Annotated in this window: 13 protein-coding genes; 6 read left to right on the top strand and 7 right to left on the bottom strand. The window is 72.2% G+C overall.

What is annotated here, in order from left to right:
- Positions 1-163 precede the first annotated feature (163 nt).
- The 5 genes from SGLAU_RS26340 (at position 164) to SGLAU_RS26320 (ending at position 4,814) form a co-directional block, all read left to right on the top strand.
- On the top strand, positions 164-1,003 hold the full coding sequence (locus tag SGLAU_RS26340; RefSeq protein WP_043504977.1) for a TIM barrel protein: 840 nt from the start codon (positions 164-166) through the stop codon (positions 1,001-1,003).
- A gap of 27 nt (positions 1,004-1,030) precedes the next feature.
- Complete coding sequence (locus tag SGLAU_RS26335) at positions 1,031-1,924, top strand: 2-hydroxy-3-oxopropionate reductase (RefSeq protein ID WP_043504976.1); 894 nt, start codon at positions 1,031-1,033, stop codon at positions 1,922-1,924.
- 176 nt (positions 1,925-2,100) lie between these two features.
- Positions 2,101-3,558, top strand: a complete 1,458-nt coding sequence (locus SGLAU_RS26330; protein ID WP_043504975.1) for a catalase — start codon at positions 2,101-2,103, stop codon at positions 3,556-3,558.
- Positions 3,559-3,843: 285 nt separating this feature from the next.
- Positions 3,844-4,080: a hypothetical protein gene (locus SGLAU_RS26325; RefSeq protein ID WP_043504974.1), complete on the top strand. Its 237-nt coding sequence runs from the start codon at positions 3,844-3,846 to the stop codon at positions 4,078-4,080.
- A 98-nt stretch (positions 4,081-4,178) separates the two neighbouring features.
- Positions 4,179-4,814 carry a TIGR04222 domain-containing membrane protein gene (locus SGLAU_RS26320; RefSeq protein WP_318536227.1) on the top strand — a complete coding sequence of 212 codons (636 nt, stop codon included), beginning with the start codon at positions 4,179-4,181 and terminating at the stop codon, positions 4,812-4,814.
- Between the two features lie 66 nt (positions 4,815-4,880).
- Here the strand turns inward: SGLAU_RS26320 and gcl are convergent, their stop codons facing one another.
- The gene (gene gcl, locus SGLAU_RS26315) at positions 4,881-6,665 is read right to left on the bottom strand and encodes a glyoxylate carboligase (RefSeq protein ID WP_043504972.1); all 1,785 of its coding nucleotides are present in this window, start codon (positions 6,663-6,665) and stop codon (positions 4,881-4,883) included.
- A 209-nt stretch (positions 6,666-6,874) separates the two neighbouring features.
- Between gcl and SGLAU_RS26310 the strand changes: the two genes are divergently transcribed.
- Positions 6,875-7,570, top strand: a complete 696-nt coding sequence (locus tag SGLAU_RS26310) for a hypothetical protein (RefSeq protein WP_043504971.1) — start codon at positions 6,875-6,877, stop codon at positions 7,568-7,570.
- A 122-nt stretch (positions 7,571-7,692) separates the two neighbouring features.
- On the opposite strand, the gene SGLAU_RS26305 is transcribed toward SGLAU_RS26310, so the two are convergent.
- From SGLAU_RS26305 to SGLAU_RS26280, 6 genes are all read right to left on the bottom strand, one after another.
- Entirely contained in the window at positions 7,693-8,793 is a 1,101-nt protein-coding gene (locus SGLAU_RS26305; RefSeq protein WP_043504970.1) for a lytic polysaccharide monooxygenase, read from the bottom strand.
- A 55-nt stretch (positions 8,794-8,848) separates the two neighbouring features.
- On the bottom strand, positions 8,849-11,074 hold the full coding sequence (locus tag SGLAU_RS26300) for a glycoside hydrolase family 6 protein (protein ID WP_043504968.1): 2,226 nt from the start codon (positions 11,072-11,074) through the stop codon (positions 8,849-8,851).
- An 82-nt stretch (positions 11,075-11,156) separates the two neighbouring features.
- Positions 11,157-13,421: a glycoside hydrolase family 3 N-terminal domain-containing protein gene (locus tag SGLAU_RS26295; protein ID WP_078957904.1), complete on the bottom strand. Its 2,265-nt coding sequence runs from the start codon at positions 13,419-13,421 to the stop codon at positions 11,157-11,159.
- A gap of 264 nt (positions 13,422-13,685) precedes the next feature.
- A complete protein-coding gene (locus SGLAU_RS26290) occupies positions 13,686-14,819 on the bottom strand; it encodes a GH12 family glycosyl hydrolase domain-containing protein (protein WP_043504967.1) in 1,134 nt (377 codons plus the stop codon).
- Positions 14,820-15,107: 288 nt separating this feature from the next.
- Complete coding sequence (locus SGLAU_RS26285) at positions 15,108-17,495, bottom strand: glycoside hydrolase family 9 protein (RefSeq protein ID WP_244315262.1); 2,388 nt, start codon at positions 17,493-17,495, stop codon at positions 15,108-15,110.
- A gap of 502 nt (positions 17,496-17,997) precedes the next feature.
- Positions 17,998-19,023: a LacI family DNA-binding transcriptional regulator gene (locus tag SGLAU_RS26280; RefSeq protein ID WP_043504965.1), complete on the bottom strand. Its 1,026-nt coding sequence runs from the start codon at positions 19,021-19,023 to the stop codon at positions 17,998-18,000.
- Positions 19,024-19,025: the final 2 nt, after the last annotated feature.

The following is a 19,025-nucleotide window of genomic DNA, read 5'->3' as shown; positions in this document are numbered from 1 at the left end:
CCTAACGCGCGGTCCGGGCTTTGGGGACGGCCAGGCGGGATCCGGCTCTTGACAGCCCTCCCCGACGACATGCAGTCTTCCCGTGTATTCCGATAAGCAGAAACGAACTTCCGCGATGCGAAATAGCGAGCGGACCGCAAGCCAGGAAGGGAGCGCGGCCCCGATGGGATTCGCAGACCAGCGCTTCAACGTCAACCTGTCGATCCTCTTCACGGAACTCCCCCTCCTGGAGCGCCCGGCGGCCGCCGCCGCGGCCGGCTTCACGGCGGTCGAGCTGTGGTGGCCCTGGATCGACTCGCCCGTCCCCGGGCAGTCCGAACTGGACGCGCTGAAGAAGGCGATCGAGGACGCGGGCGTACGGCTCACCGGCCTCAACTTCTACGCCGGGCGGCTGCCGGGCCCGGACCGCGGCGCCCTGTCGGTCCCGGGCGAGGAGTCCGAGCGGTTCCGCGCCAACATCGACGTGGCCGCCGGCTTCGCCGCCTCCCTCGGCTGCACGGCGCTCAACGCGCTCTACGGCAACCGCGTCGAGGGCGTCGACCCGGCCGAGCAGGACGCCCTGGCCCTGGAGAACCTGGCGCTCGCGGCCCGGGCCGCCGACCGCATCGGCGCGATCCTGCTGATCGAGGCGCTGAACCGGCCGGAGTCGCCGCTGTACCCGCTGGTGAGCGCGCCCGCGGCGGTCGGCGTCGTCGACAGGGTCAACGAGGCGACGGGGCTCGGCAACGCCAAGTTCCTCATGGACCTCTACCACCTGTCCATGAACGGCGAGGACCTGCCGTCGGTGATCGAGCGGTACGCCGCCAGGACCGGCCACGTGCAGATCGCCGACAACCCCGGCCGCGGCGCCCCCGGCACCGGCACCCTCCCGCTGGAGGAGCTGCTGGACCAGCTCGAGAAGGCCGGTTACGACGGCTGGGTCGGCCTGGAGTACAAGCCGGGCGACCGCCCCAGCGCGGATGCCTTCGACTGGCTGCCCGCCGAGGCCCGCGCCGCCCGCTGACCACCTTGCACTGAAAGAGGCACCCTCATGAGCAACAACCTCCCCAAGATCGCGTGGATCGGCCTCGGCATCATGGGCTCCCCCATGTCCGAGAACCTGATCAAGGCGGGCTACAGCGTCACCGGCTACACCCTGGAGCAGGAGAAGCTGGACCGCCTGGCCGCCGCGGGCGGCACCGCCGCCGGTTCGATCGCCGAGGCCGTCCGCGACGCCGACGTGGTCATCACGATGGTGCCCGCCTCCCCGCAGGTCGAGGCCATCGCCTACGGCCCGGACGGCATCCTGGAGAACGCCAGGTCCGGCGCCCTGCTGATCGACATGTCGTCCATCACCCCGCAGACCTCGGTGGACCTGGCGAAGAACGCGAAGGAGAAGGGCATCCGCGTTCTCGACGCCCCGGTCTCCGGAGGTGAGGCCGGCGCCATCGAGGCCGTGCTGTCCATCATGGTCGGCGGCGAGCAGGCCGACTTCGACGAGGCCAGGCCGATCCTCGAGGCCCTCGGCAAGACGATCGTGCTGTGCGGCCCGCACGGCTCCGGCCAGACGGTGAAGGCCGCCAACCAGCTCATCGTCGCGGTGAACATCCAGGCGTGCGCCGAGGCCGTGGTGTTCCTGGAGAAGTCGGGCGTGGACCTCAAGGCCGCGCTGGACGTCCTCAACGGCGGCCTGGCCGGCTCGACCGTACTGACGCGCAAGAAGGACAACTTCCTGAACCGCGACTTCAAGCCGGGCTTCCGCATCGACCTGCACCACAAGGACATGGGCATCGTCACCGACGCGGCCCGCAACGTCGGCGCGGCCCTGCCGGTCGGTGCCGTGGTCGCCCAGCTCGTCGCCTCGCTGCGCGCCCAGGGCGACGGCGGCCTGGACCACTCGGCCCTGCTGCGGGCCGTCGAGCGCCTGTCCGGCGCCCGGGTCTGACCCGGCCCGCCCCCAGACCCCGGGCGGCGCCGCCGCTGACACCTGTCCTGTCGCGCCCAGGCGGCGGCGTCGCCCGGAATCCGACTTCAACAAACTGTTGACGCTCAGATCGGCCCACTTCTAGGCTCCACAAAGCGGAAATCGTTTTTCGCTGCCCCTCGTACGGAAGGTCCACGATGTCGAAGCGCGTGCTCACCACCGAGTCCGGCGCCCCGGTCGCCGACAACCAGAACTCCGCCTCCGCCGGCGTCGGCGGCCCTCTCCTGATCCAGGACCAGCAGCTCCTGGAGAAGCTGGCGCGCTTCAACCGGGAGCGCATCCCGGAGCGCGTGGTGCACGCCCGCGGCTCCGGCGCCTACGGCTACTTCGAGGTGACCGACGACGTCACCGGCTACACCCACGCCGACTTCCTCAAGAGCACCGGCAAGCGCACCGAGGTCTTCGTGCGTTTCTCCACGGTGGCCGACTCACTGGGCGGCGCGGACGCGGTGCGCGACCCGCGCGGCTTCGCGGTGAAGTTCTACACCGAGGAAGGCAACTACGACCTCGTCGGGAACAACACCCCGGTGTTCTTCATCAAGGACCCGATCAAGTTCCCCGACTTCATCCACTCGCAGAAGCGCGACCCGTTCACCGGCAAGCAGGAGCCGGACAACGTCTGGGACTTCTGGGGCCACTCCCCCGAGGCCACCCACCAGGTGACCTGGCTGATGGGCGACCGCGGCATCCCGGCGTCGTACCGCCACATGAACGGCTACGGCTCGCACACCTACCAGTGGACGAACGAGCAGGGCGAGGCCTTCTTCGTCAAGTACCACTTCAAGACCAACCAGGGCATCCGCTGCCTGTCCACCGAGCAGGCCCAGGAGGTCGCCGGCAAGGACGCCAACTCGCACCAGACGGACCTGCTCCAGGCGATCGAGCGGGGCGTCAACCCGTCCTGGACGCTGTACGTGCAGATCATGCCGGCGGCCGAGGCGGCGGACTACCGCTTCAACCCGTTCGACCTGACCAAGGTGTGGCCGCACAAGGACTACCCGCTGCGGCGCGTGGGCCGCCTGGTGCTCGACCGCAACCCGGACAACGTCTTCGCCGAGGTCGAGCAGGCCGCGTTCTCCCCCAACAACTTCGTGCCGGGCATCGGCCCGTCCCCGGACAAGATGCTCCAGGGCCGGCTGTTCGCCTACGCCGACGCGCAGCGCTACCGGCTGGGCGTCAACCACACGCTGCTCCCGGTGAACGCGCCGAGGGCGACCGCGGCGGACAACTACGGCCGGGACGGCTTCATGGCCCTCAACGGCCAGGGCCGCCACGCCAAGAACTACGAGCCGAACTCCTACGACGGCCCGGTCGAGACCGGCCGCCCGCTGTCGGCCCCGCTCGCGGTGAACGGTCACACCGGCACCCACGAGGCGCCGCAGCACACCAAGGACGACGACTTCTTCCAGGCGGGTGAGCTGTACCGCCTGATGAGCGAGGACGAGAAGTCCCGGCTCGTCGCCAACATCGCCGGCGGCCTCTCGCAGGTCTCCCGCGACGACGTGATCGAGAGGAACCTGGCGCACTTCCACGCCGCCGACCCGGAGTACGGCAAGCGCGTGGAGGAGGCGGTCCGCGCCCTGCGCGAGGACTGAGACTCCCTGTCCACGCCCGGCCGCCGGCGGCCCGGATGAGGGGTGGCCGTCCGGCACGGGCGGGCGTGGACAGGGTGCGGACCGCGGCGCGTGCGAGCCAGTGCGGTGGTGAAGGACCGGTGATCCCCTTTTCGACCAGAGGGAAGGGTTCGTCCGGCTCCGTCGCATCCGCCGCGGTCCCAGCAACGTTCCGGACGAGCGCCGGGTGCGGACGGTCCCGCACCCGGCGCTTTCCCGTGCCCGCTCCGGGGTGCGGATCGCGGCCGCCCGCAGCAGCCTGAAGGCATGGCACACGCATCGCACCATCCGCACGTCGTGGTCCACCCGCCGGCCCTGGACGGTTCGCGCCGGGTCACCGAGGGCGACGAGACGCTGGGCATCGCCACGCACGCCGACGACGTGGGCGAGATCCTGCGGCTGGCCGACCTGTACGTCACGGACGTGGCGGAGAACGACCTCATCGAGTGGCAGGGCGGCGGGCCCGACGACTGGCCGGGGCTGTCGGAACCCCACGAGGTCTGAGCGGCCGTACGTCAGCGGTCGTACGGCCACTACGACATGCTCAAATCAACCTCTGAACCCGCTCCGGGAGGCGTCGACCGCCCCCGGGAGCGGGCACAGTGCTGTCACGGGGCCCGTCGGCACGGGGGCGGCGGGCCCCGCACCGGGGGGTGAGTGCCATGAGCGACGGTACGGCGGCCCTGGCGCCGCACGAGATCGCACTGCTGCGGGGCGGCCCGCGCGCCGCCGTCACCGTCGCCGTGGTGGCCCTGTATCTGCGGGGCGCGATGGAACCCGGTCCGCCGGGCCTGCTCTGGGCGGTTCCGGAGGACGCGCCGGGCGGCCTGGAGGAAGCCGTCGGCAGCGCCCTGCGGCGGCCTGTCCGGTTCCGCCGGCTGGTCCGGGACCCGGAGGTGCGGCTGGCCGTCGCCGAGATGCGCATCCCGCTCGCCGAGGCCGGGCTGCTGCGCTGGCCCTTCCTGGGGCCGACGCGCGGGGCCCGGCGCGAGGTGGAGGCCCTGCGGGTCCGGCATCCGCTGCCCGCCCGGCGGTACGGCCTGTCCGACGACGACAAGCTGCTCGCGGTCGCCCTGCACGACGAGGCGGCCCTGCGGGTGCTCATGCCGCGGTTCGCCGTGCGGGCGGGGCTGCTGCCCCGGGCCGAGGCGGCGGACGCCAGGGGCTCCAGCCCGTCGTGGGGGTACGGGGGCGCGGCTTCCCTGTGCGGGGGCGGGGACGGCGGGGGCTCCGGCTGAGCCCGTGCGCGGGCACGCGAAAGGGCGGCCCAACCCCTGGTCGGGCCGCCCTCACGGCTGCGGGTGTCAGGCCTTCAGCGTCCTGATCGACGTGGGGGCGTGACCGGGCTCGGTCGCGAGCTCCTCGAACTCCACGACGTTGCCGATGTCGTTGGTGCCGGACATGGAGATGTTGGTGACGCGCTCCAGGATCGCCTCGACGACGACCGGCACCTGGAACTCGGCGGCCAGCTTCTTCGCCTGTTCGAAGGCGGCGCCCAGCTCGCCGGGGTCGGTCACCCGGATCGCCTTGCAGCCCAGGCCCTCGGCGACCTTCACGTGGTCGACGCCGTAGACGCCGAGCTCGGGCGAGTTGATGTTCTCGAACTCCAGCTTGACCTGGAAGTCGATGTCGAACGCCCGCTGCGCCTGCCGGATCAGGCCGAGGTAGGAGTTGTTGACCAGGACGTGCACGTACGGGATCTTGTGCTGCGCGCCGACCGCCAGTTCCTCCAGCATGAACTGGAAGTCGTAGTCGCCGGAGAGGGCGACGACCTGCGCCTCCGGGTCGGCCTTGGCGACGCCGAGCGCCGCCGGGATGGTCCAGCCCAGCGGGCCGGCCTGGCCGCAGTTGATCCAGTGGCGCGGCTTGAAGACGTGCAGCATCTGCGCGCCGGCGATCTGCGAGAGGCCGATGGTGGAGACGTACCGGGTCTCCGGGCCGAAGGCCTTGTTCATCTCCTCGTAGACGCGCTGCGGCTTGATCGGCACGTTGTCGAAGTGGGTGCGGCGCAGCAGGGTCGCCTTGCGCTCCTGCGCGGACGCGGCCCAGGCGGAGCGGTCGGGGAGCCCGCCCGCGGCCTTCAGCTCGCGGGCCACCTCGACGAACAGCTCCAGGGCGGCCTTGGCGTCGGAGGCGATGCCGTAGTCCGGGGCGAAGATCCTGCCGATCTGGGTGGGCTCGATGTCGACGTGCACGAACGTGCGCCCTGCGGTGTAGACGTCCAGCTTGCCGGTGTGGCGGTTGGCCCAGCGGTTGCCGATGCCGAGGACGAAGTCGGACTCCAGGAAGGTCGCGTTGCCGTAGCGGTGCGAGGTCTGCAGGCCGACCATGCCGGCGTTCAGGTCGTGGTCGTCGGGGATGACGCCCCAGCCCATGAGGGTGGGCACGACCGGGGTGCCGGTCAGTTCGGCGAACTCGACCAGCAGGTCGGCCGCGTCGGCGTTGATGACACCGCCGCCCGCGACGATCAGCGGGCGCTCGGCGGCGTTGAGCATGCCGATCGCCTTCTCGATCTGGGCGCGGGACGCGGCGGGCCGGTAGACCGGCAGCGGCTCGTACGTCTCGGGGTCGAACTCGATCTCGGTGAGCTGGACGTCGATCGGCAGGTCGATGAGGACCGGGCCGGGCCGGCCGGAGCGCATCAGATGGAAGGCCTGCTGGAAGACGCCGGGGACCTGCGCGGCCTCCAGGACGGTCACCGCCATCTTGGTGACCGGCTTGGCGATCGAGGCGATGTCGACGGCCTGGAAGTCCTCCTTGTGGATCACCGCGGTCGGGGCCTGGCCGGTGATGCAGAGGATCGGGATGGAGTCGCCGGTCGCCGAGTACAGGCCGGTGATCATGTCGGTGCCGGCCGGGCCCGAAGTGCCGATGCAGACCCCGATGTTGCCGGGGTGGGTGCGGGTGTAGCCCTCCGCCATGTGCGAGGCGCCCTCGACATGGCGGGCGAGGGTGTGCGCGATGCCGCCGGAGGCCTTGAGCGCCGCGTAGAAGGGGTTGATCGCCGCGCCGGGCACACCGAACGCGTCGGTGACACCCTCGCGCTTGAGGATCTCGACTGCCGCGCGGGCAGCGGTCATACGAGCCATGGGAACTCCTGCTTCGGCTGTCGGATACGCACTCCCGTCGCGCCCCGCGGTGAGCACTTCCGGATGTCCGGTGTCGCTGTCTTCGCTGTTTTCCGCATTACGGAAATCAACTTCTACTATCTGGAAGCAATGTAGGGGGAGTCGCGAAAGCCGTCAAGGGACGTCCGAACCGGCGGACGGACGGGCGCCCGGCGGAGGATGCTGAGGGCATGCCCGAGAGCGTTTCGGTGCGCTGCCCGGTCTGCCGGCGCACCCACCAGTACGCCGCGCCCGTCCATCCCTGCTCTTGCGGCGCGCCCGTCGCCCCGCCGCTCGATCCGCACGCGCCCGCCACCCCCGTCACCCACCGCTCCTGGGACGACGAGTGGGTGACCGTGCGCTGCTCCGCCTGCGACCGCCCGGCCCCGTGGCCGCACCCGGAAGTGGGCTGCTCCTGCGGCACGATGCTGCGCGTCCCCGTGGCGGAGGCGGACGGCACCCGGGACGCTCCCCCGGCACCGGCACGCCCGCCCGTCCGGCCGGCCGTCGTCCGCACCGCGCGCGACACGGTGCTCGCCGCGGCGCGCCACCTGCGCCGGCTCGGCCACCGGGACGTGCGCCGCGCGGACATCCGCCCGCCGTCCGGCATCCTGCTGTCCGCGCCCGCCCTGCTGGCGTGGGTCGAGCCGAGCGCGCGCCCGGTGGACGCGTGCGACGTGGAGTACCTGTGGCTGACCGCGCTGGCCCAGTCCTGCGCCTGCGTCCACTTCACGCTCGCCGGGTACACCGACGCGGCCCGTACCCGGGCCGGCGCGCTGGGGGTGCCGCTCTTCGTGCTGGACCCGGCGGGCACCCCGCGGCCCGTCAACGAGCACGCCGACGCGCTCGGCGGCCAGGGCCCGTCGTTCGGATCAGACCGGCTGTGAGATGCGGCGCCTTCCGGCCGGACCCCGCGACGCCGGGATGATCCGGACGACAGGCCCCCGGGCCCGCGCACGGCAGCGCCGGCCCCCGCGGGTGCGGGAGCCGGCGCCGTCGTTCGCCGGTGTTACGGGCTGACGCAGGTGACCGCGTCGACCGGCAGGTTGTTGCCGGTCGAGGTGGCGGTGAAGCCGAACGTCACCGTGCCGTCCGGCGGGATGGTGCGGTTGTGGTCGGCGTTCCTGACCGTCACCGTGCCGTCCGCACCGGTGCTGAGCGTGCCGTTCCAGACCTGGCTGATCCTGGTCCCGGCACCCGGCTGCCAGCGCACGGCCCAGCCGTCACGCGCCGTGGTGTTGTGGTTCATCACCTCGACGGAGCCCTGGAAGCCGCCGTTCCAGTAGTTCGTGATCTTGTAGAGGGCCATGCACCCGGTGTGCGGGTCGTCCGGGGTCGGCGTGGGGGTCGGGGTCGGGGTCGGCGTCGGCGTCGGCGTCGGGGTGCTGCCCGAGCCGCGGATGCCGGTCACCTCGCCGTTGCCGCCGTCGAAGACGATGTCGGAGCAGGAGAAGAAGTTCTCCTGGCTGTCCGACCGCACCCACTGGATGAACATCATCGCGTCACCCGAGCGGCCCGAGGGCAGCTTCAGGTCCCAGTAGTAGTGGCCGGACTCCGAGCCCACCGAACCCGACTGCGGCGGGTTGGTGACCGTCTGGATCAGCTCCAGGTCGCCCCAGCCCAGCGGCTTGGTGGGCGAGTAGCCGGGCTTGGAGATGTACACCCGGAAGGCGCCCGGGTGCGCCGCCCAGTTGCTGTGCTTGATCCGGATCGTCGCGCCGGAGGTCAGGTGCGTGCGGGGCCAGTCCGCGCGGGCGGCGTTGTAGCCGGTGAAGTTGTACGGGGAGCGGTCACCGGCGCTGCACAGCTTGCCGTCCGGGACGTATCCCGCGCCGCGTCCGCCCGCGTTGGAGTCGAGCACGGCGAACCAGTTGTACAGCGCGGTCGAGCCGCTCTCGGCGAGCGCGGCCTTGCACGCCGGGTTCGTCGGGTCGAGTGCGCCCGTGCTGGTCTTGGCGTCCAGCCAGCAGAGGTAGGTCCGCGAGCCGGGCGTCATCGTCACGCCGTGCGCCTGCGCGCTGCCCTGGCCGATGAGGGCCAGGCCGAGCCCGCTGAGCAGGGTCGCGAGCACCGCCAGCAAGGACAGTGATCGTCTGTTGCGTCGAGCCATCGTCTCTCCTGTGATGGGTGGGGTTGTGTGGGTCTCCCTGGGGGTCTTGGGCCGGTCAGGCCGGCGGGGTGCCCCACGCGAGGTCGCCGGCCAGGTAGGCGGGGACCCGGGGGGCGTCGGCGTAGGCGGTGGCGGTGGTGCGGCTGTAGTCGCCGGTCTCGTCGAACGCGGACCAGTCGGACTTGGCCATGCGCAGCTGGATGTCGCCGGTGTCCCGGCCGGCGGCCAGGGTGCCGGCCGCGAAGGCGACCTCCAGGTAGGCGTCGGCGCCCGCGACGGGGGTGCTCAGCGGCACCACCCGCAGCCTGAGGTTGGCGCAGCCGACCGCGGCGTAGTCGCAGAACGCGTTGACGGTGGGCGAGCCGCCGTCCCGGGTGAAGTAGTAGCGGGCGGTGACCTTGGTCAGATCCACCGCGGAGCTGCCGGTGTTGGCGATCCGCAGTCCGGGCCGGATGGCGTTGTCGCCGGCCGAGGCGTCGTTGTTCTTGTACGTGACCTTGAGGCCGCCGGCCGGGTCGGGCCCGCCGCCGCCCGCCTCCGTGGTGACGCTCAGCGCGGCGGACGCCGCGGAGACGTTCCCGGCGGCGTCGCGGGCGCGGACGGTGTAGCCGTACGCGGTGGCCGCGCTCAGCCCGGTGTCGGTGAACGTGGTCGAGGTGACCGGCGCGGCGTTGACCTTGGTGCCGTCGCGGTACACGTCGTACCCGGTGACGCCGACGTCATCGGTGGCCGCCGTCCAGGCGAGGGAGACGCTGGACGCGGTCCTGGCGGTGGCGCGCAGGCCGGTCGGCGCGGTCGGGGCCGTGGTGTCGACCGGGTCGCCGGGGCCACCGCCGCCGTCGGTGGGCACGGCCGGGTACGCGTTGCGCACCAGCATCGAGAACTGGTTGTGGAACCAGTGGCCCGCGAGCGGCGCGTCGGGCATCGCGCCGGTCGGGTTGCCGCCCGCGTTGGGCGCCGTGTAGTCCGGGTTGCACATCGGGTCCGGACGCTTGCCCTCCTCGTTCGGGATGTCCTTGCTCGCGCCGTCCGACTCCCCCGGCGGCTTGACCCACAGGAACGCGTCCAGGTGCGAGTCCGGATAGCCGGCGGGCGAGGCCTGCGGGGGCTGTCCGAGGCCGGCGCCGTTCACGTTGCACCACAGGCCGCGGTGCGCCCGGCGGTCCACCTTGGACTGGCTGACGTAGGTGTCGAGGACCGTGCTGGTGCTCTCCGCGGTGGGCCGGGCGGCACCGCCCCAGCCGTTGCGGGAGGTGTCGACGACCATGCCGGTGGAGGAGGGCCAGCCCTGGGCGACCAGCGCGGCGTGGACGGCCTTGGTGAAGTCGGACTCGTCGAAGTTCGGGTTCCACTCGTAGTACTTGCCCGACTTGATCATGTTTCCGCCGACCGTCTTGTTCGGGTCGGGGAGGAACGGCTCGGCGAGCGGCGTGTAGTTGGAGACGTTGGTGACCAGCCCGTCGACGCTGCGCAGCCCGGCCGTGGTGCCCTTGGCGACGTCCGTGTAGAGCTGGGTGGTCTGGGTGAGGTTGTTGTCCCAGCCGAGCCACCCGGAGTGGGCGAAGTCGAGGTACGTGTACACGTTCGGGATGGCGTGCAGCTTGTTCAGCGCGTACCGGATGGCGTCGACCTGGATGCCGCTGCTCTTGGCCTGCGCGCACTCCGGGTCGGAGAGGTTGGTCACCAGGTTCGGCAGGCCGTCCGGCTCGATGACCGTGGTGATCCGGATGTCCTGGTACTTGGGGTCGGCGAAGACCTTGGCGATCTCGTCGATGTACTCGCTCTTGTAGCGGGCGAGCCCCGCCGCGGTGAGCGGCAGCTCGCCGTTGGAGGCGAGGGCGGCGCAGTCGCGGCCCGGCAGGTCGTACACGACGAACGTGGCGACGATCGGCTGACCGGGCTTCTTCTGCGCGAGCGCCAGGTCCAGGTGGTCGGCGAGGCTCTTGCGGCCCGCGTTGACCTCACCCCCGTGGATGGCCGCGATGCGGTCCAGCCACACCGCCGTCGGGTAGCTCTTGACCCTCTCCATCCTGGCCTTGAGCGTCGCGTCGGTGGTCTGGGCGATCGACCCGTCGACGAGGCGCGCGTAGTCCGGGTTGACGTAGAACGAGGCGCCGGCGAACGGGTTGTCGACGTGCGCCTCCGCGGCGGCCGCGTCGGTCGCGGTGAGCTGTGCCGCCGCTCCCAGCAGCAGGGTGCTCACCGCGGTGGCCAGGGCCGCCGTCCGCTTGCGGTGCGGCCTGCGCGGACGGGCGTCCGCGCGTCTGGTCCGGTCTGTCATGTGCTCTCCTCGGTGCGGGGGTGCGGGTGACGGGTGTGGGGACATCCGCGGGGTCGGCCGGTGGGGAGAACCGTGGGTCCGCTCAGGCGGGGGTGCAGCGTGGGACGGGGGTGCCCGCGCTGCCGTTCGCCGTGTAGCCGAACGAGGTGCCGGCGCCTGCGGCGAGGCTGCCGTTGGACGAGGTGTTGCGGACGGTGATCCGGCCGTCCGCGACCGTGTGGGTGCCGTTCCAGAGGCTGGTGACGGTCGCGCCGCCCAGCTCCCAGTCGACCGTCCAGCCCGTGATCGGGCTCGTGCCGGTGTTCTTGACCGTGACCTCCGCCTGGTGGCCGCCCGGCCAGGAGTTGACCAGCTTGTGGGGGGCGGTGCAGGCCTTCACGGGGACCGGATCGGGGTCGGGATCGGGGTCCGGGCCGGGGCCGGTGCCGTACGTCAGGCCGTACCCGTAGGGGAACAGCGGGCTCTTGCCGTCGCCGTCGTTGACCGGCTGCTGGGAGGCGCTCCGCATCCACGTCATGGGCAGCTTGCCGGTCGGCGCGTGGTCGCCGAACAGCACGTCGGCGACGCCCCCGCCCTCGGTGCCGGGCAGCCAGGCGGCCAGCAGCGCGCGCCAGTCGGGCAGCTGGGCCGCGATGTCCAGCGGCCGGCCGGACACCAGCACCACCACCACGGGAACCCCGCTCGCCCTCAGCCGGGACAGGGTCTGCAGGTCCTCCTGGTCGAGGCCCATGCCGTCGGGCCGGTCGCCGCGCATCTCGGCGTAGGGGGTCTCGCCGACGACGGCCACGGCGGCCGTGTAGCTGCCGTCGATGCCGTTGCCGTAGCGGTCGTAGATGACCCTCGACGGGTCGGCGACGGCACCGCGGATGCCCTGGAGGATCGTGGTGCCCTCGGTGACGGGCCCGCTGCGGCCCTGCCAGCCGACGGTCCAGCCGCCGCTCTGGTTGCCGATGTCGTCGGCGGACTTGCCCGCGACGAACAGCCTGCCCGTCTTCGGCAGCGGCAGGATGCCGCCGTCGTTCTTCAGCAGCACCTGCGAGGCGCGCACCGCCTCCCGGGCGAGCGCCCGGTGCGCCGCGGAGCCGACCGTGGCGGTGTACGAGCGATCCGTCAACGGGCGCTCGAACAGCCCGATCTGGAACTTCTTGGTGAGGATCCGCCGGTTGGCGTCGTCGATCCGGGCCATGGCGATCCGGCCCGCGGAGACCTCGCCGCGCAGCAGGCTCAGGAACTTCCTGTAGTCGTGCGGGACCATCACCATGTCGACGCCCGCGTTGACGGCGGTGGCGATCTCGGCACCGGTGAACCCGGTCTGCCCGTCGAGCTGGTCGACGGCCGCCCAGTCCGAGACGACGAACCCGGTGAAGCCCAGCTCGCCCTTGAGGACGTCGGTGACCAGGTACTTGTGGGCGTGCGAGCGGACGCCGTTCCAGCTGCTGTAGGAGAGCATCACGGAGCCCACGCCGCGCTCGACGGCCTTCTGGAAGGGCGGCAGGTGGACCGCCCGCAGCTCGGCCTCGGAGATCTGGGTGTTGCCCTGGTCGACGCCGCCGGTGGTGCCGCCGTCACCGATGTAGTGCTTGGCGGTGGCGAGCACGGAGGCCGGGTCGCCGCCCAGGGCGGAGCCCTGCATCCCGGTGATGAACGAGGTCATGGCGGTGGGCAGTTCGGGTGTCTCGCCGAACGACTCGTACGTCCTGCCCCACCGGTCGTTGCGGGCCACGCACAGACACGGCGCGAACGACCAGTCGATACCGGTGCCGGCCACCTCCTCGGCAACCGCCCGCCCGATGCGCTGCACGAGCGCGGGGTCGCGGGTGGCGCCCAGGCCGATGTTGTGCGGGAAGAGCGTGGCGCCGCGCACCGCGTTGTGCCCGTGCACCGCGTCGATGCCGTAGATCACCGGGATGCCGAGCGGGGTCGCCAGGGCGGTGCGCTGGAGGGAGTCGTAGGTGTCGGCCCAGGTCTGGGCGTTGTTGGGGCTGACCGTGGAGTCGCCGCCGGACAGCACCGAGCCGATCCGGTAGGTGGCGAGGTCCGACTGCGGGACCAGCGCGTCCTTCTCGATCTGGGTCATCTGGCCGAGCTTGTCGTCCAGCGTCATCCGGCCCAGCAGGTCGGCGACCCGCTGCGGCACGGGCAGGGACGGGTCCTGGTACGGCAGCGCGGCGGCGGCCCGTCCGGTGTCCCGCCCGGGCGGGGCGGCGGCGGTGAGCCCGGTGACGGCGAGCGCGGCGGCGCACAGGGCCGCCACGATCGCCGGGCGGCGGACGGAAGGGCGGCCGGTGCGGCGGCTGGTACGGGGGACGGTGCGGCGGGCGGTTGCCTCGGGGAGGAGCGGGATCATGGCGGGGCCTTTCCGGGTGCGGGCCGGAGGGGCGGGGGGCGGTGCCTGCGGGACGGCACCGGGCGCGCGGTGCGGGATGGGCGGCTCCGGGCGAGTGGTGCCCGGAGGGCGGTGCGGAGTGTCCGGTGCCGGGTGCGCGGTTCCGGGTGGGCGGTGCGGGGTCCCGGCCCGGCGGGCGTGCGGGCCCGCCGGCCGGGTGGAACGCTCCGGGGTCCGCCCAGTCGGCGCAGGGCGGAGCCCGGAGCGGGTCGGTGCGTCGCCGGATCAGGCGACGGAGCAGGCGGTGCCGTTCAGGGTGAAGCCGGCCGGCCTGGCGAAGCTGCCGCTGTAGGTGCCCTGGAAGCCGAAGCTCTGGCTCGCCCCGGCCGCGATCCGCGTGTTCTGACCGCCGGCCGCGCTGGCCGTGACGGCGCCCGAGGAGCCGGACAGGGCGGCGTTCCAGGAGTTGGTGATCCGCTGTCCGGACGGCAGGGTGAAGCCGAGCTTCCAGTTGTCGACGGCGGTGGTGCCGGTGTTCTTCACCGTCACGTTCGCGGTGAAGCCGCCCTGCCAGACGTTGGTCGCGTAGGTCACCTGGCAGGCGGTCGCCGGGTCGCCCGGGTTGCCGGGGCCCGTGCCGCCGGTGTTCACCGTCGAGGAGAAGGAGTTCACCGCGAGCCCGGCGCCGTTCTGCCACGGCTCGAAGCCCGCCTGGACGCTCGTCAGGTACCAGTTGTTCTGCGCCATGCCGCGCGCGACGGTCTGGTCGACGAAGTCCATCACGTCGAAGCTCCAGCTCGCGATCGCCGAAGGGGCGACGAAGGAGATCACGTCGTTGGAGCCGTTGCTGCCGGTCCACACCTCCCAGGTGCGGCCGCCCACGCTCGCGGTGCCGACCGGGGAGCCGATCGGCTGGATCGGGCCGACCCGGTTGAACCAGATCATGATCTCGGTCCGGTTGACGCCGTCGGTGCGGGGCGTCGGGTCCAGCCAGATGTCGTACGAGGCGTTGTACACGGCGCCGGAGACGTAGCCGTACGAGATGCTGCTGGGCGCGCTGGAGATCGCGCTGACCTGCGCCGGGAGGTTGGTCCCCGGCGAGCAGTTGGTGTAGTGGCAGCCGTTGAAGACCGACGGGTACGACTTGGGGGCGCCGTTGGTGGGCACCGACCCGTCGGCCTGGGTGAGCCGGAAGCCGATGTCGGTGGCGGTGACGCACTGGGTGGCGCTGGTGCCCCAGCGGTTGTTCTGGACGACGTAACGGCCCTGGATCACGGTGGAGCCGTACTGCTCGCAGATCGTGGTGTCGGCCTGCGCGGGCGCCGTGGCGGCGAGCAGCGCGGCCAGGGTGGCGAGCGCGGTGAGCAGTGCGCCGAACAGGGCGCGGGCGGTGCGGAGGCGGTGCGGTGACGGTCGCATGCGGGGCCTCTCTCGCGTGGGAACCGGGTTCGACAGGGGGGTGCTGGGGGATCGGGGTGTCGGGAGCGCTCCCATCTCCCCACGGATGGGAGCGCTCCCACCCCACCGGTTTCGGACGCGACTGTAGGAGTCACTCCATGGCCCTGACAACCCTGTGCGCGCGAATCCGTCGAACGGATTTCGAAGACGCAGGTCAGCGGGCCGTCTCCGGCTCGCCTCCTCAACAGGCAAGCCGGAAAACGGAGTTGGGAGCGCTCCCGAAAGTTGCGAAGAACCGAGATGAGGGCCTCAGGCGCACGTACGGCCGTTGAGCGTGAAGGCCGCGGGCGCACCGGCCGGGGCGCCGCTCGCCTGGAAGCCGAAGCTCGCCGTGCCGCCCGCCGCCAGGGTCGCGTTGTGGCCCGCGTTCGACGCGGTGACCTCGGCTCCGGACTGGGTGAGGGCGGCGTTCCAGGCGTTGGTGACCTTCTCCGCGCCACGGAAGGAGAAGCCGAGCCGCCACCCGTTCACGGGGGCCGACCCGGTGTTCCGGACCCGCACCTCGGCCGTGAACCCGCCGTTCCAGGAAGAGCCGACGGCGTAGGTGACGGCGCAGCCTTCGGCGGGGGTGGGCGTCGGGGTCGGATCGGGGGTCGGGGTCGGGGTCGGATCGGGGGTCGGCGTCGGATCGGGGGTCGGGGTGGAGGTGCTGCCGTCCGGCACGGCACCCCACTGCCGCTCCGTGCCCTCCAGCAGAACGATGTTCGGGGCGTCGACGGGGGTGCTGCCCGGCGTGGTCGCGATCCGCTGGTACGACCAGTCGTTGCCCGGGCTCCAGGCACCGGCCGAACTGATTCGGAACTGGACCTCCTTGCGGTACGCGGACTGGCCGGCGGGCGCGATCACGGCGCTGGAGCAGTCGACGGTGACGTAGTGGACGTCGCCCGCGTGGTGCGTGGGCCCGGTGACCGGACCGCACTGGTTGTAGTTGGTCGTCACGCTGATCTGCTCGGGCCGGACCCCCGGCTCCAGGGTGAAGTAGTAGCGCAGCGAGCTGTCGGTGAGCGCGCGGGCGGGCCAGGCCGACTTGTTGATGACGTAGGCCTTGATCTCGGTGAAATCGGCGCCTGAGGCGTTCACCGAGGCCTGCACGGACATCTCGGGCCCGTCCGGGGTCTCCGCCCCGGGGAAGTCGGCGAGCGGCGCGCCGCCGTACTCGGCGTACAGACGGGCCAGGGCGCCCGTGAAGGCCGCGTTGTAGTCGGTGGCGACCTCGTTGTTGACGTAGTTCTGCCGGTCGTCGGTGTAGGCGTCGTCGGCCGCGCTGGGACCGCCGACCAGGGCGCCGTACAGGACGTGGCGGCTGTCGGCGGGGTTGGTGATCTGGTCGGTCCAGGAGCCGTGGGCGGTGCGGTGGTGGGGCTTGGCCGGCGGGTTGGCGCCGAAGCCGACGACGTAGCTCGACCTTCGCGGGTTGTCCCCGAGGGCGTAGTCGATCTGCCGTACGGCGAAGTCGTGGTAGCGGGCCTTGCGGGTGGGGTCACCGGGCAGCCAGTCCGAGTAGACGAGCGCGGCGAACGCGGTGTTGGCGGCGTAGCGCAGGGAGCCCCAGCTGTCGAGGACGGCCTGGCCGCCGGGCGAGTAGCGCACCCGGCTGCCGTTCACTCCGACGGTCCACCAGTCCAGCCAGCGGTTGGCGTCGTCGACGTACTTCTGCTTGCCGGTGAGCTGGGCGAGCAGGACGTAGGCGCCGTAGGAGCTGTCGTCCCAGGAGAGGGTCCAGCGGTAGGAGCGGGTGGAGGTCTGGGGTTCGGTGGAGAGGTTGTCGTAGTAGCTCTCGGCCTTGGCGAGGTAGGCGGGGTCGCCGGTGGCCTTGTGGAGCCAGATGGCGCCCCAGACCAGCTCGTCGCGGTACCCGCTCCAGGAGTTGTAGTAACCCTGGGCGTCGGTGATGCAGTCGCTGTACTTGCCGCGGTGGGTGTCGGCGAAGGAGTAGAGCTGCTTGGCGTGCGTGAGCAGCTTGCCGGCGTACGCGGCGTCGCTGTCCGCGAACACCATGGAGGAGGCCGCCAGGGCGGCGGCGGTCTGCCCGGCGAGGTCGGAGCCGGGGCAGGAGGCGTCGATCCTGAAGGCGGGCCGCTCCATCGGCATGACCTCGGCCGGCCCCCACCAGGCGTGGTCCCTGCCGCCGTGGCCGACCTGTCCGTACAGGACGTCGGGCGAGGGGTGGGCCTTGACGAAGTAGTCACTGACGAAACGGAGGTTGTTCTTCAGGTGCGTCCACTGGCCGCTGCGGGTGTAGGCGGCGCGCTCCTCCAGGCCGCCCCAGGCGAGCACGGTCGCCGAATAGGCCATGGGCAGCCCGAACTTGACGTGGTCCCCGGCGTCGTACCACCCGCCGGTCAGGTCGACGCCGACGTCCTTGCCGTCATTCATCCCCGAGTCCCCGCGCCAGCCGACCCGGTTCCAGCCGGGAATCGCGCCGGACTGCTGGGCCTCGTAGAACAGCAGGGACTTCTGCAGCGCCTCGCCGTAGTCGAACGCGGGCGCGGCGGAGGAGGGGGCGGCGGCGGTGAGGGGCAGGAGGAGCCCCGCGGTGAGGGCGGCGGCGAGGGCGGCGGGGCCGGTGACACGCCTGCGGCGGGCCGGGCCCGGTGGCTCGGGCCGTCGCAACGGGCGGAGGGAGAACGGGCGCAACGGATCGTCCTTCCGTACGGGTGCGCGGTATCCGGTGGGCGAGCTCCCGGATGCGGTGTCCGGCGTGCGACGAGCGGTGCGCGGTGCGCGGTGCTCGATGGGCGTGCTCTCTGGGTGTCGTCGATGGGCGTGCTCGGTGAGCGGTGTCCGGTACGCCGGGGGGATGCACCGGGTCGTGCCGTGCGGGGAGAGCTGCCCGGGGGCCGTCGCCCGGGGTGTGCGCGCGGGGCCGTGCGCACGGGCCGTGGTGCAGCCCGGCGCCGGCTCGCGTCCGCGGGGAGGCGTGCGGGAGCCGGTGCCGGGAGCCCTGTGGGAGCGCTCCCACCTGCTGGCCATGAAGCCAGCCGTGACCAGCCGTGTCAAGACATCGCGGGCCGCGGAGTCACGCTGTCGGCTCTTTCCTCGCGCCGATCGGCCCGGCTGCGCCGGGGAGTCGCCGGGAACGCCCGCGGGGAGCGGTCTCGGCCGGCGCCGAGCTGGAGGTCTCCCGGCCGGGGGCGGGTCACGCCGATTCGCGGATCACCAGGCGCGTGCGCAGCATCACGTGCCGCCAGGCGACTTCCGGTTGTTCCATCTCCTCCAGCAGGAGGCGGACCATGGTGCGGCCGATGTCCTCCAGGGGCTGGCGGACGGTGGTCAGCGGCGGGTCGGTGTGCTGGGCGAGGTGGAAGTCGTCGAAGCCGATGACGGCCACGTCGTCGGGGACGCGGCGGCCCGCGGCGCGCAGGACGGAGAGGGCCGCGGCGGCCATGGTGTCGGAGGCGGCGAGGACCGCGTCGACGTCCGGGTGGCGTTCGAGGAGTTCGGTCATGGCCCGGCGTCCGCTCGCCTCGGTGAAGTCGCCCTCGACGGTCCAGGAGGGGTCGGTGGGCAGTCCGGCGCCGGCGAGGGCCTGCTGGTAGCCGCGCAGGCGGCACTGGGCGACGTACATGTCGAGCGGCCCGGTGATGGTGGCGATGGAACGCCGGCCGGTGCGCACCAGGTGGGTGACGGCCTCGCGGGCGCCGCCGACGTTGTCCGCGTCGACGGAGGTGACCTGCTCGTCGCCGGAGCGGCGCCCGAGCAGCACGGTGGGCAGGCCGGCGTCGGCGAGCATGTCGGGCAGCCGGTCCTCGGCGCGTACGGACATCAGCAGAACGCCGTCGACCCGGCCGCCGCGCGCGTACTCGAGGAACCGCTGCCGTTCGGCGTCCGTGCGGACCAGAGTGAGCAGCAGCTGGACGGAGGTGTCGGTGAGGGCGTCGCCGACGGAGCGGACGGTCTCGGAGAAGAACGGCTCGCCGAACAGCCGCCAGTCCCGTTCGGTCATCACCAGCGCCACGGCGTCGGCGCGCCGCCCGGCCAGGGACCGCGCCGCCAGGTTGGGCACATAGCCGAGTTCGGCGATGGCCCGCTGCACGGCGCGACGGGTCGATTCCTTGACGCCCGCCTCGTTGTTGATGACGCGCGAGACCGTGCCCCGCCCGACACCGGCGAGCGCGGCCACCTCCTCCAGCGTGGGCGTCGCAACGGGCCGCCGTTTGACCATCC

It is taken from the genome of Streptomyces glaucescens, assembly GCF_000761215.1.
Lineage (GTDB): Bacteria > Actinomycetota > Actinomycetes > Streptomycetales > Streptomycetaceae > Streptomyces > Streptomyces glaucescens_B.
The sequence above is the reverse complement of the archived record's forward strand: the minus strand, read 5'-3'. Positions and strand labels throughout refer to the sequence as shown.

What these genes read in the sequence shown, in the direction of transcription:
- SGLAU_RS26295 (WP_078957904.1), bottom strand. Translation starts at nt 13,421, where the DNA reads ATGATCCCGCTCCTCCCCGAGGCAACCGCCCGCCGCACCGTCCCCCGT.
- SGLAU_RS26290 (WP_043504967.1), bottom strand. Translation starts at nt 14,819, where the DNA reads ATGCGACCGTCACCGCACCGCCTCCGCACCGCCCGCGCCCTGTTCGGC.
- SGLAU_RS26330 (WP_043504975.1), top strand. Translation starts at nt 2,101, where the DNA reads ATGTCGAAGCGCGTGCTCACCACCGAGTCCGGCGCCCCGGTCGCCGAC.
- SGLAU_RS26340 (WP_043504977.1), top strand. Translation starts at nt 164, where the DNA reads ATGGGATTCGCAGACCAGCGCTTCAACGTCAACCTGTCGATCCTCTTC.
- SGLAU_RS26335 (WP_043504976.1), top strand. Translation starts at nt 1,031, where the DNA reads ATGAGCAACAACCTCCCCAAGATCGCGTGGATCGGCCTCGGCATCATG.
- SGLAU_RS26305 (WP_043504970.1), bottom strand. Translation starts at nt 8,793, where the DNA reads ATGGCTCGACGCAACAGACGATCACTGTCCTTGCTGGCGGTGCTCGCG.
- SGLAU_RS26280 (WP_043504965.1), bottom strand. Translation starts at nt 19,023, where the DNA reads ATGGTCAAACGGCGGCCCGTTGCGACGCCCACGCTGGAGGAGGTGGCC.
- SGLAU_RS26300 (WP_043504968.1), bottom strand. Translation starts at nt 11,074, where the DNA reads ATGACAGACCGGACCAGACGCGCGGACGCCCGTCCGCGCAGGCCGCAC.
- gcl (WP_043504972.1), bottom strand. Translation starts at nt 6,665, where the DNA reads ATGGCTCGTATGACCGCTGCCCGCGCGGCAGTCGAGATCCTCAAGCGC.
- SGLAU_RS26325 (WP_043504974.1), top strand. Translation starts at nt 3,844, where the DNA reads ATGGCACACGCATCGCACCATCCGCACGTCGTGGTCCACCCGCCGGCC.
- SGLAU_RS26310 (WP_043504971.1), top strand. Translation starts at nt 6,875, where the DNA reads ATGCCCGAGAGCGTTTCGGTGCGCTGCCCGGTCTGCCGGCGCACCCAC.